We start from the raw sequence: 16319 nt of genomic DNA on the forward strand, positions 1-16319 counted from the left end.
GCCCCTGTATGATCAAATTACGGGACACCTTCATATTTACTCGTTCGGATAAATCTTTTCGTAATTATAACGCGACCGATCTACCGGAATGAAATCGGCAGGTGTATAAAATCGGAGCAAATCCCCATTAATGACGCTGTCAGATAACAGGAGTTTACCTTCTGCCGCTTTCTGATATTTTTTTGCTAATTGCAGGCTAGCATCATCCTCAACTTCTGCTCCAGTGGCAGAATCGTATACTTTTCCATCCACGAATGTTAATGATGGACTGACAAAATCTCCATTTCGAAATGGGACAAGTTCATCATGTTCCTCCGATAAAAGATCTGTACCAAACTGTACATAATTTTTGGTATCTTTGCCGAGCAAATGAAGTAGAGTTGGCAGGAGATCGATTTGTCCTCCGTATTCACTATTTATCCCACCTTCAATTCCTGGAACCCGAATGAAAAGAGGAACTCGCTGCAAACCTGCATTTTCAAAAGGAGTAATCTCCTTGCCGATTACCTCGCCCATTGCCTTATTACGATTCTCTGAATTCCCATAATGATCTCCATACATAACGATGATGGAATTATCGTATAAACCCGATTCCTTTAAATAATTAAAGAACTGCTCTAGTGCTTCATCTGCATATCGTGCCGTTTGGAAATAACCATCAACTGTTGGATCGCCCGTTGTGTTTGGTGGAATCGTTGCCTCAGAGTCATCAATTTTGTAAGGAAAATGATGGGTGACTGGAATGAATTTCGCATAAAACGGTTGCTGCAACGACTCCAATAACGGAATGGATTGCTGATAAAATGGCTTATCCATTAATCCGTAATCAGTTAGATTTTTTTCATTTTGCATCTCGTAATAGCTAGAATCAAAAAACTTATTGTAACCAAATGATTTATAAACTTCATTCCTATTCCAAAAGCTTCCGCCATTTGAATGGAACACTGCTGACGTATAACCTTGCTGCCCTAAAATAGCAGGGGCTGCTTGGTACGTATTTAAACTCTTCGTTGTAAAAGCAGAGCCTTGTGGCAAACCATAAAGCGAATTCTCAAGGATGAATTCTGCATCCGAGGTTTTTCCCTGTGCCGTTTGGTGAAAAAAGTTATTAAAATAAAGAGTATTTGGATCTCGCTTTAACGAATTTAGGAACGGCGTTACTTCCTCACCGTTCATCTTGTAGTCTATCAAAAAATTCTGCATTGACTCCAGATGAAAGTAGATGACATTCATCCCTTTTCCGGCTCCAAAATATTCAGGGTTTGGCCTAGCATGGTTCGATTTCGTAAAGTTGATTACCTCTGTAAGATCATCGCTATCCGCAAGGACCCGTTGTGCGGATGCTTTAGTGCTAACGACAGCATCATATAGCGTATAGTTATACATACCTAAATACTTCACTATATAATTACGGTCGAACCCTCTCGTCAATAATTGAGGTCGATCCTTTTCCGCTAGGGCAAGATTGAAAAATGATACGCCTAACGCAATAGATACGACAGCGACTGGTAACCTTTTACCAGTCTTTGAGTTGTCAGGTTTTATCGTTCCGGATAAAAACAATGCTAAAAGCACTGCTAAATCCATAAAAAACAAGATATCATAACCTCTTAACAGTGAGCCGATACTGCCGCTGACATCTCCAAAATTTTGAGCCTGAGTGATTGTAGGCAACGTAATGTAATCATTAAAAAATCGGTAGTAAAGAACATTAGCATACAATAGGAAAGACATAATAAAGGATAGACCAATAACGCCATAGTATTTTTTTCTTCCCTTTAACAAGAAGGCTAGGGACAATATAAGGATTATAGATCCTAAGGGATTCAGGAATAGCAAAAACTTTTGCAACTCACCTTCAATTCCCAAGCTGAACTGTGTCAGTTGAGCAAGGTATGTTTTAATCCAAAGAAGAGTAACCGCTAAAAAGAAGAATCCTAAATATTTATTATAAAGTGTTTTTTTCATGTAATCACCTGCTTGTTAAACTAAGATAATAGACTGAATGTATACAAGGATAGCATATCGTAAACATTTCCTTCAAATATTATTCAGCAAACAAAGGGATGTAAATGTTTCCCATTATTCTGTTCTCCATGATTATTTATAACCTCACAACCCGTTTTACCCGGATTTTCTACATAACAATCCAATTTGAACAGTACCTTTTATACATCTGCTTTCGAGAAAATAAAGAATCATATTCTTTTCATTTCACAATAAACCTCATTCTTAAACTGAATCCTAAAAATTAGATGAATTACTAAAAGTATAATAACGAACTCTCGTAACCCTTTCGCTACTTGGAAATCATTGCAAGTTTCACATTGAGTTATACCGGGGAAATAAAAAAGGAAGAGAAAAAAGTCTCTTCCAGATTATATATAGGCAAGTGATTACATATAGGCAAGTGGGTTTACTGCATTTGATTTTGACGCATTCCAAGAACCTTTGTGAAGCTCAAAATGTAAGTGCTGACCGAAAGATTGCCCTGTATTTCCCATAGTCCCAATTCTTTGGCCACGGGTTACCACTTCATTATTACCTACACGGCGGTCGCTCATGTGGGCATAAACAGTTGTCCATGTCTGCCCATTCAGTGAATGTGCCACAAAAATAACATTTCCGTAACTTGAAGAATAATAAGAACGGATTACAACACCATCAGCAGCCGCAACAATAGGAACATTTGAAGCTTTATTTGCTACGTCAAGGCCGGCATGGAAAGATCCCCACCGTGCCCCGACATTCGACGTAATTCTACCGTTTGTAGGCATCTGAATCATGCCCCCAGAAGCCGGTGGTGCCGATACTGCTTGAGAGTCTCCGGTACTCGTAGAACTGCCGCTTTTTTTGGCTGACGCTGCAGCTCGTTGCCTTTCCAGTTCTGCCTTTCTAGCAGCCTCAGCAATTTGGGCCTGTCGCTTCTTTTCAAGAGCGATCGCCTGCTGCAAAGCCCCTTGTTGAGCGGCAAGTAGGTCCCCTTCTTCTGCTAATGATAGTGCCGCAGCTTCCATCTGTTCTTCTTCTTGTTTTAAAGTGCTCATTAATTTATTCTTTTCCTTGATTTGTGTATTCAGTTCAACCTTTAAAACCTCAAGTTCTGATTTCATCTCTTTCAAGTTTTCCAGCTTCGTTTCTACCTCTTGTTGTTTCGTTTCAAGCTCCAGTTTATCCTGTTTATGCTGTTCAAGGATATTTTTGTCTGCTTGTACAATTGTTGTGACTGCACTCACACGGTCAACGAAGTCGCTGAAACTATTAGCTCCGAGCAATACATCAATATAGTTAACTGTACCGCCGTTTTCCTGGAAGGAACGTGCCTTGTCCTTTAGTAATTCGTTCCGCTGTTCTATACGCTTCATCAATTCCGCAATTTCAACTTTTAACTGCTCAATCTCTCCTGTTGTCTGGTCAATTTGAGCATTCTTCACTTGGATTTTCTCCTCTGCTTCAGCAACAGCAAAATCAAGAGTCTTGATTTGTTCATTCACTTTTTCTTGCTCACTTTGCAGTTCATCAATCTTTGATTTCTTTTGGCTAATTTCAGCGTTGATGCCTGAACGTTTATTCTGTAATTCTTCCTTTTGCTTTTGCAAGTCCGAAATGCTTGCAGCTTTTACTTGATCAACTGTTAATGGGCTTAATAAAGAACCCAGGCTTAAAGTACTGACTACTGCTAGTGAGAGTATCTGCTTTTTCACTAGATCTTTCCCCTCTCTTACTCATGATAGTTTCGTAACTTTGTCTTTCTATCTATCGTCTATTGGCTTTGTAGTGTTAAGGAAGACTTTACTATCTTCCTTACACTTTTAAGAATTTACGGACGGACATGAGACTTCCCCAGATTCCAATTGCCGCACCCATGATGATCAGGATTGCAGACAGCTGGTATACAAACGGATTGAATTCAAGCAATTTGATAAAATGGTCTTTCAGTTTATCGTTAATGAAGTCATAAGCGTAATAATAGGCTGCAGAGACTACCGCGATCGGCACCATTGCCCCAAGGATTCCCAGCCAAAGGCCTTCAAGGAAGAATGGCCATCTGATAAAACCATTGGTAGCACCGACAAGTCTCATAATCTCAATTTCTCGTTTACGTGCCATAATCGTAATTTTGATAGTGTTTGAAATTAAGAACATGGCTGTAAAAAGCAGTCCAACAATCAGGATAAGTCCAACATTGCGGCTTACTTTTATAAAACTGAATAACTTTTCAACCTTGCCTTGCCCATACTTTACAGTAGCGACATATTCGAATTTCTCAATCTGCTTGGCAACTTTCATTGTGTCAGTTGGGTTTTTCGTCTTTACGACGAACACATCGTTCAAAGGATTGTCCTGTTCAAACAGCTGGAAAGCTTCTCCTTCATCTCCCAGACTCTCAATAAGGCTTTTAAGTTCTTGTTCCTTGGAAGAATAGGTCACATTTTTAATACCAGAAACCTGGTTGATTCGCTGTTCCAATACCTCTTTATCTTTGTCGTTCGCTGCTACATCCACATGGACCCGGATTTCTACATCTTCCTCGATCGTGGTTGCGACTTTATTTAAATTCATCATAATGACGAAAAAGACACCGACCAAAAGCAGGGTAACTGTAACGGCGCTTACGGAGGCAAACGTCATCCAGCCATTCCTGCCTAAGCTTTTAAAGCTCTCCCGGACATGGCGGCGAAATGTTCTAGCTTTCATATCCGTATTCACCTTTCATTTCGTCACGGGCAATCCTGCCATTCTCAATCGCGATGACGCGATGCGTGATTGTGTTGACGATTTCTTTGTTGTGGGTGGCCATGACGATCGTGGTTCCCCTTAAGTTAATCTCTTCGAAAATGTTCATGATTTCCCATGAGGTATCGGGGTCAAGGTTTCCAGTTGGCTCATCGGCAATCACCACTTTTGGTGCGTTCACAATTGAACGAGCAATGGCAACACGCTGCTGTTCCCCTCCCGATAGCTCGGTAGGAAGCGCTCTTGCCTTGTGCTTAAGTCCGACAAGTTCCAGGGTTTCCATTACACGCTTCTTGATATATTGCGGCTGTTCCTCGATTACTTCCATCGCAAAAGCGACATTTTCATAGACTGAAAGAGTGTTCAACAATTTGAAGTCCTGGAACACGACGCCAATATTACGGCGAAGCAATGGTACTTTGCTGTCCTTTAGCTTGGCTAGATTGACACCATTTATTATGATGGAACCTTTGGAAGGCTTGACCTCCCGGTACATCATTTTTATAAAAGTGGATTTTCCAGCACCGCTGGGCCCTACTACGTATAAAAATTCACCTGCATCTATATGAACATTAATTCCATTAGCGGCAACGATGCCGTTAGAATATGTTTTATACACATCCTGCATATCTATCATTTTTGTATCACCTTAGATAGTTTGTCTTAAACACACGGCTAAACTTCGACAATTTGTAACAAACCTATTATAGCATCTCCCTATAGTAAAAAAACCCTTTTAAATATTACAGTTTCTTTTCAAATCAGGTATTTTGTTCCACTAAATTCCTGTGATGGATATCCTATCTATTGTTTTGACGGTAATTCTGCTTCCCAAGCAAGCTATTCACTTAGTAAAATACTGGTATTATCCACTTTCCCATTTAGTAGAATTTTTAGTTTTATTACTGCAATGTAACAAGTATTTGTCGTAACTTGTATGGACATTTTGTGAAGCTTGCTGAATTGCTAAATAATTTGGCGATTTTACGAAAATGTATAAAGACAGCAATTTCACTATGGTTGTATTGGAAAGAACAGCATAAAAAAACGCCCTGTCATCAGGACGTTTCCTTAAAACTCTTATTTTTTGTTAGCCAGCCATTCAGCCACTGCTGATGCATCGTCGCCTTCAAGCAGTTTTGGAGGCATTGAGCCTTGGCCGTTAGCGATTACACTTTCAATGTCTTCTTGTGACAAACGTGAACCTACATCGCTTAGCTTAGGTCCAACTCCGCCTTCCAGGTTACCGCCATGGCAGCTAGAGCATTTTTGATTATAGAGCTTTTCTGGATCCGCACCAGCTGTGTCCCCGCCGCCAGCTTCGTCGCCGCCCCCGCCGCAAGCTGCCAGTGCCAAGGAGGTTCCCATTAATAGAGCCAATAATTTCTTCTTCAACTTAACTCCCCCTAAGAAAATTTTGCATACACGACTATTTTATACCAATATCAAGCTCTTTTAAAACCCTCACCCAATACCTCAGAAGCATCCATTACAATGACAAATGCTGATGGGTCAATGGATTGAACCAATTGTTTCAATTTTGTGAACTCCGTCTGGTCCACAACACACATGATAATTGGCCGTTCCTGATCCGTATAGCCGCCGTATGCTGATAGTTTTGTCACTCCGCGGTCTATTTTATTCAAAATCGCTTCACGAACTTCATCCTGTTGGTTTGTAATGACCATTGCCATCTTCGAGCGCCCGATGCCGACCTGCACAAGGTCAATCGTTTTGCTGGTCACATAAAGCCCAATCAACGCATATAGACCGCGTTCAATATCGAATACAATCGCTGCAGATAATACAATCAGTCCATCAATCAACGCCACGCAGGTTCCAAGCGATAGCCCAGTGTACTTGTGGATAATTTGCGCTGCCAAGTCTGTACCGCCAGTTGAAGCGTTTCCTCTAAAAACAATGCCAAGGCCGAGACCGACACCGATGCCTCCGAACAATGATCCAAGCAAAGGATCGAGAGTCCATGGCTTTACGTCATTCGTCAGGAACACGACAAATGGAAGGAAAATGGTCCCTGCAAGAGTTTTATACCCATATTGTCTCCCGAGTAAAACAACCCCTGCGATAAACAGCGGGATATTAAAAGCCCACTGCACATACGCAGGCTCCCAGCCAAGCGTCGCATCCAAAATCGTACTGATCCCGCTGACCCCGCCGGAAGCAACCCGGTTCGGCAGCAAGAACACATTGAACGAAACAGCTACAATTCCAGAACCAATCAACACATATACATATTCAATCAGCTTTTCTAAAGTTGGATTTATCGTATGATTTCGCCGTTTTTTCACAGTCCTATCTCCTTTTTCCTTTAATGCCGTCAGTGAGTATAGCACGTGTCGAATTTTCTGTAAACGCTAGCAGTGCGCCGTGTTAAAGGAGCAAAGTTGATTTTGAAACCTTCCCTGGAGTTGCGTTATTTGCGGCTTATTTGATGTGAAAACAAATATTATCCTTTCACTAACACTATTTACTGTAAAACAAACCCTATATTATAGAAACAATTCGTCTAGTTTATTTTGCAAGCAAAATTTTATAGGAATTAGATGAGTTTGTGATATTATGAACAATTTTTGACGTTTCACGAAATACCCTTACCCCTAGTCGTACTTTGTGATATATTTCACGTATAAGGAGGCGGTCATATTGATTAGTCTTTCCTGTAGAAAAGAAAAATACATTTTTTTAATACCTCACATGCTCACCATTACACAATTTCCGGGTCCAGCATCTGGCCAGACTGTAGATTGCGGATTGTAAATAAAGAGCTTGTAAGTAACTGACCAATAACAAATCGAAACTATATAAATTTTTCAGAAAGAGGGTAATGAATATGGCTAAAAAAGTGGTAATCGTAGGTGGAGTTGCTGGCGGAGCTACAACGGCTGCTCGTTTAAGAAGATTGGATGAACAGACAGAAATCGTGATGATCGAACGCGGTGAATATATTTCTTTTGCAAACTGCGGACTTCCTTATTATATTGGCGGTGCGATTCAGGAACGCGACGCATTGCTAGTACAGACAGTTGAAGGCATGTCAAAGAAATTCAACATGGATATTCGCAACTTGAGCGAAGTCACACGTATCGACCGCGAGCGCAAAGTGGTTGAAATCAAGAACCTTAAAACGAGCGAAACTTATGAAGAAAACTATGATGTGCTTGTTTTATCACCAGGTGCAAGCCCAATTAAGCCTCCGATCCCGGGCATCAATGAATCAGAAGCATTGTTCACGCTTCGCAACATTCCTGATACTGATAAAATCAAAGCGTATGTTGATGAGCAGCAGCCTAAGAAAGCGACAGTCATCGGCGGCGGCTTCATCGGTGTTGAAATGGCTGAAAACCTTTGGGAACGCGGTGTTGAAGTAACACTCGTAGAGATGGCTGACCAGATCATGGCGCCAATCGACTTTGAAATGGCTTCTATTTTACACCAGCACCTCCGTGAAAAAGGCGTGAACCTTATTCTTGAAGACGGCGTAAAATCTTTTGAAAAGAACGGCAAAACCATCAACCTGAACAGCGGCAAGCAAATTGACACTGATCTTGTTATCCTTGCGATTGGCGTTGCTCCTGAAAATAAATTGGCTAAGGAAGCTGGGCTGGAGCTAGGACTTCGTGGTGCCATCCGTGTCAACGAGCGCCTGCAGACGGCTGACGAAAGCATCTACGCAATTGGCGACGCAATTGAAGTGAAGGATTATATCAACGGACAGGCGACTCACATCCCGCTTGCATGGCCGGCCAACCGCCAGGGACGCATCGTCGCTGACCATATCAACGGCATCGATTCAAAATACCAGGGCACGCTTGGCACATCGATCGCGAAGGTGTTCGACATGACTGTTGCGGCAACAGGAAATAATGAGAAGACATTGAAGCGTCTTGGTATTTCTTACGATGTCGTGCACGTTCACCCAAGCTCTCACGCTGGATACTATCCAGGAGCATTCCCAATCGCGCTAAAATTAATCTTTGACCGCGAGACAGGAAAAATCTTCGGTGCACAGGCTGTATCTTATGATGGTGCCGACAAGCGCATCGACGTTCTGGCAACTGCCATCAAAGGCGGCATGACGATTTTCGATCTGCCGGATCTTGAACTGGCATACGCACCTCCATACTCTTCTGCAAAAGACCCAGTCAACATGGCGGGCTATGCAGCGAAAAATATTGCGGAAGGCCTCGTGGAAACGGTGCAATGGCATGAAATCAATGACATCCTTGCTGACGGTGGCTACCTAATTGACGTCCGCGAGCCAATCGAGCGCGATATGGGTATGATCGAGGGTTCTGTGAATATTCCGCTTGGCGAGCTTCGCGACCGCCTCGGTGAAATCCCGACGAAGGAAGTGTACGTTTACTGCCAGGTCGGCCTTCGCGGTTACCTAGCTACACGTATCCTGATGCAGGCGGGATTCAAAGTTCGTAATTTGGATGGCGGATACAAGACTTACTCTTGCGTGTATGAGCCAGATGCAAGTAAGAACTGTGGTACACCGATCAGCGACAATGGCGTTGCCCAGCATAATGCTGCGATGGAAGAAATCGCTGCTGGCGCTGCCCAGTCTAGTGTTGGATTGGCTGTTGAGGCGGCTCCTGTTGCTCAGGCACCCGCAGCTCCTGCCGTGACAGCTGCACCGCCGACTGTAAAGACAACTCTTGATGCTTGCGGCCTGTCTTGCCCTGGTCCGATCATGAAGGTATTTAAGACTATTGGCGACATGCAGGACGGCGAGGTGATGGAAGTCCACGCAACAGACCCAGGCTTCGCGAAGGATATCAAAGCATGGTGTGAGAAGACAGGCAACAAGCTGATCAGCAACAAGTTTGAGGATAAGAAGTTCAAAGCGCAAATCATGAAGGGCAATGTGGTTGTGACTATGAACACGATGGCAGCTCCTGTTGGAGTTCCAACTGGCGTACCAACTGCGGCTCCTGCTAAAAATGGCGCAACGATGGTTGTGTTCAGCGGCGACCTCGACAAGGCAATTGCAACCTTCATCATCGCATCCGGCGCGGCGGCGATGGGCAAAGAAGTAACCTTGTTCTTTACCTTCTGGGGACTGAACATCCTGAAGCGCAACGACGCACCATCAACCGAGAAAGACATGCTGGCAAAAATGTTCAGCATGATGATGCCGAAGGGCGCAAACGACCTGCCACTGTCCAAGATGAACATGGGAGGCATGGGCTCCAGGATGATCAAGACCGTCATGGCCTACAAAAACGTCGACAGTCTTGAAACCTTGATGAAAAACGCTATGGAGGCAGGCGTCAAGCTAGTAGCCTGCGGCATGAGCATGGACATCATGGGCATCGCAAAAGAAGAACTCATCGACGGAGTCGAAATCGGCGGCGTAGCAGCTTATCTCGGTGACGCTGAGGATTCTGGATTGAATTTGTTTATCTAATATTGATTTGGGGAGCGGCCTTCTGCGGATGGCCGCTTTTCCTTTTTTAGGGAGTTTGTGCAATTAAGGGGGATTTTCGTGCAATTATTCATTTTTTATGTGCAATTAATTAAAATCTCCCTGCATATATTCACGATTCTCGCGCAATTATCATTCATTCTTAAGAGAATAATTTTTCCAGCAGCAATTTACATTTAATTTTTCACCGATTATATAGATATCTGTCTTATTTTGAGTATCTCTAATTCTAGATATAGCATTCTTTCTCGGCAATTGAGGGATCAACCGATATTTTAAGTGAAAATCACTTATTTCATCTGCATATTTTGGAGAAATCAAACTTGGCTCTGCTTTACATCTTGGTTGAGTACTCTCTCTAAATGCATGGGGTCGCTGAAAATAGGTAATTATGGGTTAAACCCATGTTTTAGTTAAGTTACCTTTTTTAATCTACATTTTTATGGAGAAATCACACGTGGCTTTGCTCTACATTTTGTTGAGTACTCTCTCTAAATGCATGGGGTTGCTGAAAATTGGTAATTGAGGGTTAAACCAATGTTTGAGTTGAAAGTTACCTTTTTTCAATCTACATATTTATGGAGAAATCACACTTGGTTCTGCCCTACATCTTGGTTGAGTAATCTCTCTTAATACATGGATTGTGAAAGTAGGTAATTGGGGTTAAACCGATGTTTTAGTCGAAGGTTACCTTTTAGATTTATACTTATATGCAGACTGAATCTTGAATTATCTCTTTTCTTTACTAGTGATTATACGTTGGTACTGTGTATATGTTTGTGCATTATTAAAAGAATAATATCCATCCGGTTTTAGGAAGGATTTTAACGAAAGCTGTCGAATATCATACTCATTAACCTTAAGGAGTGAATCATTTGATAGTGAAACAAAGAACAATTCCACTAAGAATCCTCGTAAATGAAGCACTACTTCGCAGACTTCCTCCAAACCATCCTAAGAGGCAAGATATCCTTAAAGATTTGCTTATCAAGAGAGCCGGTTTCAAAGGTGAACAGGACATGGACTATTATATTAGTCTTTTAGACGACAAGGATTTTTACATCTTCCAGGACCTCCGAATTCCGCTTGGCCCCAACTACTTCCAAATCGATTTCCTTCTCTTATCGACTAAATTCGCCCTGTTGATTGAAAATAAGAATATGCCAGGAATCATTGAATTCGATCCTGATTTTAACCAGGTGCTGAGAAAACATAATGACCAAGCAGAAGTTTACGATGATCCAGTACTACAGGTAAAAAGGCAAATATATCAATTCAGGAACTGGCTGATAAATCATCAGCTTACTCCTCTTCCACTAGAATTCCTCGTCACATACAGCAATACCGGTTCCATCCTTCAAAATCCCAGCAAAAATCAAGAAATTTACGATCGTGTATGTAAAGGTGGAAAACTAGTCTTTAAGGTTGCTGAGTATCAACAGCGACATCAAAAAGAAATCTTATCAATGAAGGAAATAAAAAAACTGACGAAATTGCTGATTAAAAGCCACGAACCTAAGAAAGCCACTATTGATAGATATAATATCTCTCCTTCAGAAATTCTCCCTGGTGTCCTCTGCCCAGCCTGCAGCCGCGGCCCTATGGAACGCATCTCAGGAAAATGGTTCTGTCCACAATGTAAAACCACCTCAACAAGTGCTCATGAGCAAGCGATTCTCGATTATTTGTTCCTGTTAGGGCCGACGATTACGAATAAGCAGTTAAGAAGATTCCTCCTAATACCATCACGTACTGTCGCAACATACTTGCTGGGAAATATGAATCTGCAGCATACAGGCGGTACAAAAAATAGAGTGTATTCTAATAAATGAATGAACCTCCTCTACCTTTTGGGTGAGGAGGTTTTTCTAGTATATGGTAGATTATGCGAATATGGTCTTTTTTCGTGCAATTAATATAATTGTTTGTGCGATTATCCGTGACTTGTACGCAATTCAGTATAAAGTTTATGCAATTCTCGCTATTTAGTAAGAGAATAATTTTTCCAGCACCCCAAATTAGTGCTTTTAAACACTAAAAATCCCCCGCCAACCCGGTGGGGGACTCCTAAAACTCATATGCGGATCAACTTTACTCACTCAAACTCAACTTAGACCTCAAATAAGCATCAATAAACATATCAATATCCCCGTCCATGACTCCTTGCACATTACCGGATTCGGCTCCGGTGCGGTGGTCCTTGACCATGGAGTACGGGTGGAATACGTAGGAACGGATCTGGCTGCCCCAGCCGATTTCTTTTTGCTCGCCGCGGATTTCGTCCAGCTCGGCTTGCTGCTGCTCGATTTCGCGCTGGTAAAGCTTTGCTTTCAGCATCTTCATCGACGTTTCACGGTTCTTGATCTGTGAACGTTCTGCCTGGGATGATACAACGACACCCGTCGGCAAGTGCGTAATCCGGACGGCAGAGTCAGTCGTGTTGATGTGCTGACCGCCGGCGCCGCTTGCACGGTACGTATCGATTTTCAGGTCTTCCGTACGGATTTCAATCTCGATTTCGTTGTTGAATTCTGGCATAACTTCGCAGGATACGAATGAAGTATGACGGCGTCCTGAAGAGTCGAATGGCGAAATACGCACCAATCGGTGTACGCCTTTTTCCGCCTTCAAATAGCCGTATGCATTGTGGCCGTTTATCTTCAAAGTAACACTCTTGATTCCAGCTTCATCACCAGGAAGATAATCCAAAGTCTCCACCTTGAACCCGCGCTTTTCTGCCCAGCGCGTGTACATGCGCAACAGCATAGACCCCCAGTCCTGGGATTCCGTTCCGCCAGCACCCGGGTGCAATTCAAGAATTGCATTATTTTTATCATGCTCTTCACTCAACAACAATTGAAGTTCAAACTCGCTCATGCGCTCTTTGAATTCGATTAGCTCCTTCTCCAGTTCTTCCCGAAGGTCCGCGTCATCTTCCTCTTTTACAAGCTCATAAGTCAAATCAAGATTTTCATATGTCTCATTAAGCTCGTTAAAAACATTCACCTGTTCTTTAAGCGCATTTGCTTCGTTGATGACAACCTGTGCCTTCTGCTGGTCATCCCAAAAGTCCGGCGCAAGCATGCCATCTTCTAGCTCAGCAATCCGCGCTTCTTTATTTTCGAGGTCAAAGAGACCCCCTGAAGTCCGCTAATTTCTTAGCTGTTTTTTCAAGCTCATTCCTGATATCTGCTAATTCCATATCATTCACCTCATAAATAAGTTACTTTCCATTATACCGTATTGTATGTTCCAAGGAAAAAGAGAGCCGAGATCCGGCCCTCTTAATTGAAAAATTTATTTAAGTTATTCTGCTTTACCGCAGCAGTTCTTGTATTTCTTGCCACTGCCGCAGATGCATGGGTCATTACGGCCGACATCCATTGATTTGACGACAGGCTTCTTCTTCACTTTGCCGCCTTCGCCTTCTTTTGGATTCACCGCGTGGCCTTTCGCTACTTCCTGGCGCTCAAGGTTGCTGCGGATTTCAGCTTTCATGATATATTTCGCAACATCGTCTTCGATGGATAGGACCATGTTTTCGAACATCGCGAAGCCCTCATGCTGATATTCGCGCAGTGGATCGATCTGGCCATACGCACGCAGGTGGATACCCTGGCGCAGCTGGTCCATCTGGTCGATATGGTCCATCCACTTTGAGTCAACCGAACGAAGTACGATAACTTTTTCGAATTCACGCATTTGCTCGTCTGTCAGCATTTCTTCTTTTTCATCATAGCGCTCTTTCACCTTCGCCATGATGGCTTCGATGATTTCATCCTGCTCTTTGCCGCGAAGGTCTTCAGCAGTGATGTCGCCTTCGTGAAGCAGATTTCCGTTCACATAGTCAATGATGCTGTTCAGATCCCATTTTTCCATATCCTCGCCTGCTGGCGTATGGGCAGAGACATTGCGCTCCAATGCTGACCTGATCATTCTTTCTACGATATCGCGAAGATTTTCAGACTCTAGAACCTCGTCACGCTGCTTGTAGATGATTTCGCGCTGCTGGCGAAGAACATCGTCGTACTGAAGCAATTGTTTACGCGCATCGAAGTTGTTGCCCTCAACACGTTTTTGTGCAGATTCAACGGCTCTTGAAACCATCTTGCTCTGGATCGGCTGGGTATCATCCATGCCAAGGCGCTCCATCATCGCTTTCATATTGTCAGAACCGAAGCGGCGCATCAGTTCATCTTCCATGGAAAGATAGAACTGCGTCACACCAGGGTCTCCTTGACGTCCGGAACGTCCACGAAGCTGGTTATCGATACGACGGCTCTCGTGGCGCTCCGTACCAATGACCGCAAGGCCGCCAAGCTCTTTAACGCCCTCGCCAAGCTTGATGTCCGTACCACGGCCTGCCATGTTCGTCGCGATTGTAACCGATCCCTGATGACCGGCTTCCGCGATGATTTCCGCTTCACGCTCATGGTTTTTCGCGTTCAGGACATTATGCTTGATGCCTTTTTTCGTTAAAAACGCAGAAATGATTTCCGACGTTTCAATTGCAACAGTACCAACAAGAACCGGCTGGCCGGCCTGGTGACGCTCAGCAATGTCATCGGCTACTGCCTTGAACTTGCCCTGCATACTTGCATAAATCAAATCCGGACGGTCGTCACGGGCGATCGGACGGTTTGTCGGGATGACGACAACGTTCATATTATAAATATTGCGGAATTCCTCTTCCTCAGTCTTCGCTGTACCCGTCATACCGGACAGCTTTTCGTACATACGGAAGTAGTTCTGGAATGTGATTGTCGCAAGCGTCATGCTCTCGTTCTGGATCTCAAGGCCTTCTTTTGCCTCGATCGCCTGGTGCAAGCCTTCGCTGTAGCGGCGGCCCTTCATCAGACGGCCAGTGAACTGGTCAACGATAACGATTTCGCCATCCTGGACGACGTAATCCACATCTTTGTGCATGCTCGCCTGGGCTTTCATCGCCTGGTTAATATGGTGAAGCAATGTCACATGCTTGATGTCGAAAAGGTTCTCAATACCAAAAGCCTTCTCGGACTTCGTGATCCCTTCCTCAGTCAACTGGACACCCTTCGTTTTTTCATCATAAGTGTAATCCTCTTCACGCTTCAAAGTGCGAACGAATGCATTCGCCTGAATGTAAAGCGCGGCAGATTTTTGCGCAGAGCCGGAAATGATCAACGGTGTACGCGCTTCATCGATCAAGATGGAGTCAACTTCATCGATTACACAGAAGTGTAATGGGCGCTGAACCTTCTGATCACTATAAAGCACCATATTGTCACGCAGATAGTCAAAGCCGAACTCGTTGTTCGTACCATAAGTGATATCAGCACGGTACGCTTCCTGCTTCTCTTCCTTCGTCATGCTGTTCAGGTTCAAGCCGACAGTCAAGCCAAGGAACTCATACAGCTTGCCCATTTCCACGGCGTCACGGCTTGCGAGGTATTCGTTGACCGTGATAACGTGCACACCGCGCCCAGTAATCGCGTTCAGATAAACTGGCATTGTCGCTGTAAGGGTTTTACCTTCACCAGTCTTCATCTCGGAGATATTCCCCTCATGAAGAGCAATACCACCCATCAGCTGGACTTTATAAGGATACAGACCAAGCACACGCTTTGCACCTTCACGTACAACAGCAAATGCTTCAGTCAGCAAGTCATCAGTAGACTCGCCGTTCTGGTAACGGCTTTTGAACTCCTCCGTTTTTTCCCTAAGCTGGTCGTCAGAAAGCTTTTCCATATCACCTGCAAGCGCATCAATTTGATCCGCCATTTTCGTCAATTTCTTGATATCGCGTTTATTCTGGTCGAAAATTTTCGTTAAAATCCCCATACAGACGCTCCTTTTATCTATTGTATCTCGTTGAATTCGAAAAGCGCAAGCGCCTTGTCCAGCCCCGACAAGCGTTGGAGGGCCGACCGGTGAAGTCGTTCTTTGACTTCATTGGGCGGACCGAAACGACTCGAGGGGCTAGGCGCTGGAGCTGGCCAATTCTCGAAGTGAATTCTATTTAATGTCCCAAAGAAAAAAGATTCGCTGTAAACGCACCGAATCCCTTTTAGAAAAATTCGATTTATTTCTAATTACCATTTTACCACTAACAACAGGGGGTGACAACCAATCGGGGGTGGCGCAAAAAGTC

The 16319-nt window shown here is 43.6% G+C and carries 10 protein-coding genes; 2 read left to right on the forward strand and 8 right to left on the reverse strand.

Annotation, left to right across the window (positions count from 1 at the left end; translation table 11 throughout):
- Positions 1 to 36 precede the first annotated feature (36 nt).
- The 6 genes from ltaS to RH061_RS20985 all read right to left on the reverse strand — a co-directional run bounded on the left by ltaS (position 37) and on the right by RH061_RS20985 (position 7046).
- A complete protein-coding gene (gene ltaS / locus RH061_RS20960) occupies positions 37 to 1968 on the reverse strand; it encodes a lipoteichoic acid synthase (protein WP_192469976.1) in 1932 nt (643 codons plus the stop codon).
- A 428-nt stretch (positions 1969 to 2396) separates the two neighbouring features.
- Entirely contained in the window at positions 2397 to 3704 is a 1308-nt protein-coding gene (locus RH061_RS20965) for a murein hydrolase activator EnvC family protein (RefSeq protein WP_192469975.1), read from the reverse strand.
- Between the two features lie 100 nt (positions 3705 to 3804).
- Positions 3805 to 4698 (reverse strand): permease-like cell division protein FtsX, encoded by an 894-nt coding sequence (ftsX, locus tag RH061_RS20970; RefSeq protein WP_192469974.1) that lies wholly within the window; start codon positions 4696 to 4698, stop codon positions 3805 to 3807.
- A complete protein-coding gene (gene ftsE / locus RH061_RS20975; RefSeq protein ID WP_192469973.1) occupies positions 4688 to 5374 on the reverse strand; it encodes a cell division ATP-binding protein FtsE in 687 nt (228 codons plus the stop codon). The genes ftsX and ftsE overlap by 11 nt, the downstream gene beginning before the upstream one ends.
- 443 nt (positions 5375 to 5817) lie before the next feature.
- Complete coding sequence (gene cccB / locus RH061_RS20980; protein WP_023613784.1) at positions 5818 to 6132, reverse strand: cytochrome c551; 315 nt, start codon at positions 6130 to 6132, stop codon at positions 5818 to 5820.
- Between the two features lie 50 nt (positions 6133 to 6182).
- Positions 6183 to 7046: a YitT family protein gene (locus tag RH061_RS20985; protein ID WP_311072705.1), complete on the reverse strand. Its 864-nt coding sequence runs from the start codon at positions 7044 to 7046 to the stop codon at positions 6183 to 6185.
- 542 nt (positions 7047 to 7588) lie between these two features.
- Between RH061_RS20985 and RH061_RS20990 the strand changes: the two genes are divergently transcribed.
- Entirely contained in the window at positions 7589 to 10171 is a 2583-nt protein-coding gene (locus tag RH061_RS20990; protein ID WP_311072706.1) for a CoA-disulfide reductase, read from the forward strand.
- 899 nt (positions 10172 to 11070) lie between these two features.
- Complete coding sequence (locus RH061_RS20995) at positions 11071 to 12021, forward strand: nuclease-related domain-containing protein (protein ID WP_311076486.1); 951 nt, start codon at positions 11071 to 11073, stop codon at positions 12019 to 12021.
- A 259-nt stretch (positions 12022 to 12280) separates the two neighbouring features.
- Here the strand turns inward: RH061_RS20995 and prfB are convergent.
- Both prfB and secA read right to left on the reverse strand, forming a co-directional pair.
- A protein-coding gene (gene prfB, locus RH061_RS21000) for a peptide chain release factor 2 (protein WP_311072707.1) occupies positions 12281 to 13391 on the reverse strand; the annotation gives its coding sequence in 2 pieces (ribosomal slippage) (positions 12281 to 13318 and positions 13320 to 13391; 1110 coding nt in all).
- Positions 13392 to 13495: 104 nt separating this feature from the next.
- Positions 13496 to 16009: a preprotein translocase subunit SecA gene (secA, locus tag RH061_RS21005; protein ID WP_311072708.1), complete on the reverse strand. Its 2514-nt coding sequence runs from the start codon at positions 16007 to 16009 to the stop codon at positions 13496 to 13498.
- Between the last annotated feature and the right edge of the window lie 310 nt (positions 16010 to 16319).

The sequence above is a fragment of the Mesobacillus jeotgali genome, from assembly GCF_031759225.1.
GTDB classification, from domain to species: Bacteria; Bacillota; Bacilli; order Bacillales; family Cytobacillaceae; genus Mesobacillus; species Mesobacillus jeotgali_B.

Excerpts from the sequence above, each read along its gene's own strand:
- ltaS (WP_192469976.1), bottom strand. The coding sequence starts at position 1,968 with ATGAAAAAAACACTTTATAATAAATATTTAGGATTCTTCTTTTTAGCG.
- ftsX (WP_192469974.1), bottom strand. The coding sequence starts at position 4,698 with ATGAAAGCTAGAACATTTCGCCGCCATGTCCGGGAGAGCTTTAAAAGC.
- ftsE (WP_192469973.1), bottom strand. The coding sequence starts at position 5,374 with ATGATAGATATGCAGGATGTGTATAAAACATATTCTAACGGCATCGTT.
- RH061_RS20990 (WP_311072706.1), top strand. The coding sequence starts at position 7,589 with ATGGCTAAAAAAGTGGTAATCGTAGGTGGAGTTGCTGGCGGAGCTACA.
- secA (WP_311072708.1), bottom strand. The coding sequence starts at position 16,009 with ATGGGGATTTTAACGAAAATTTTCGACCAGAATAAACGCGATATCAAG.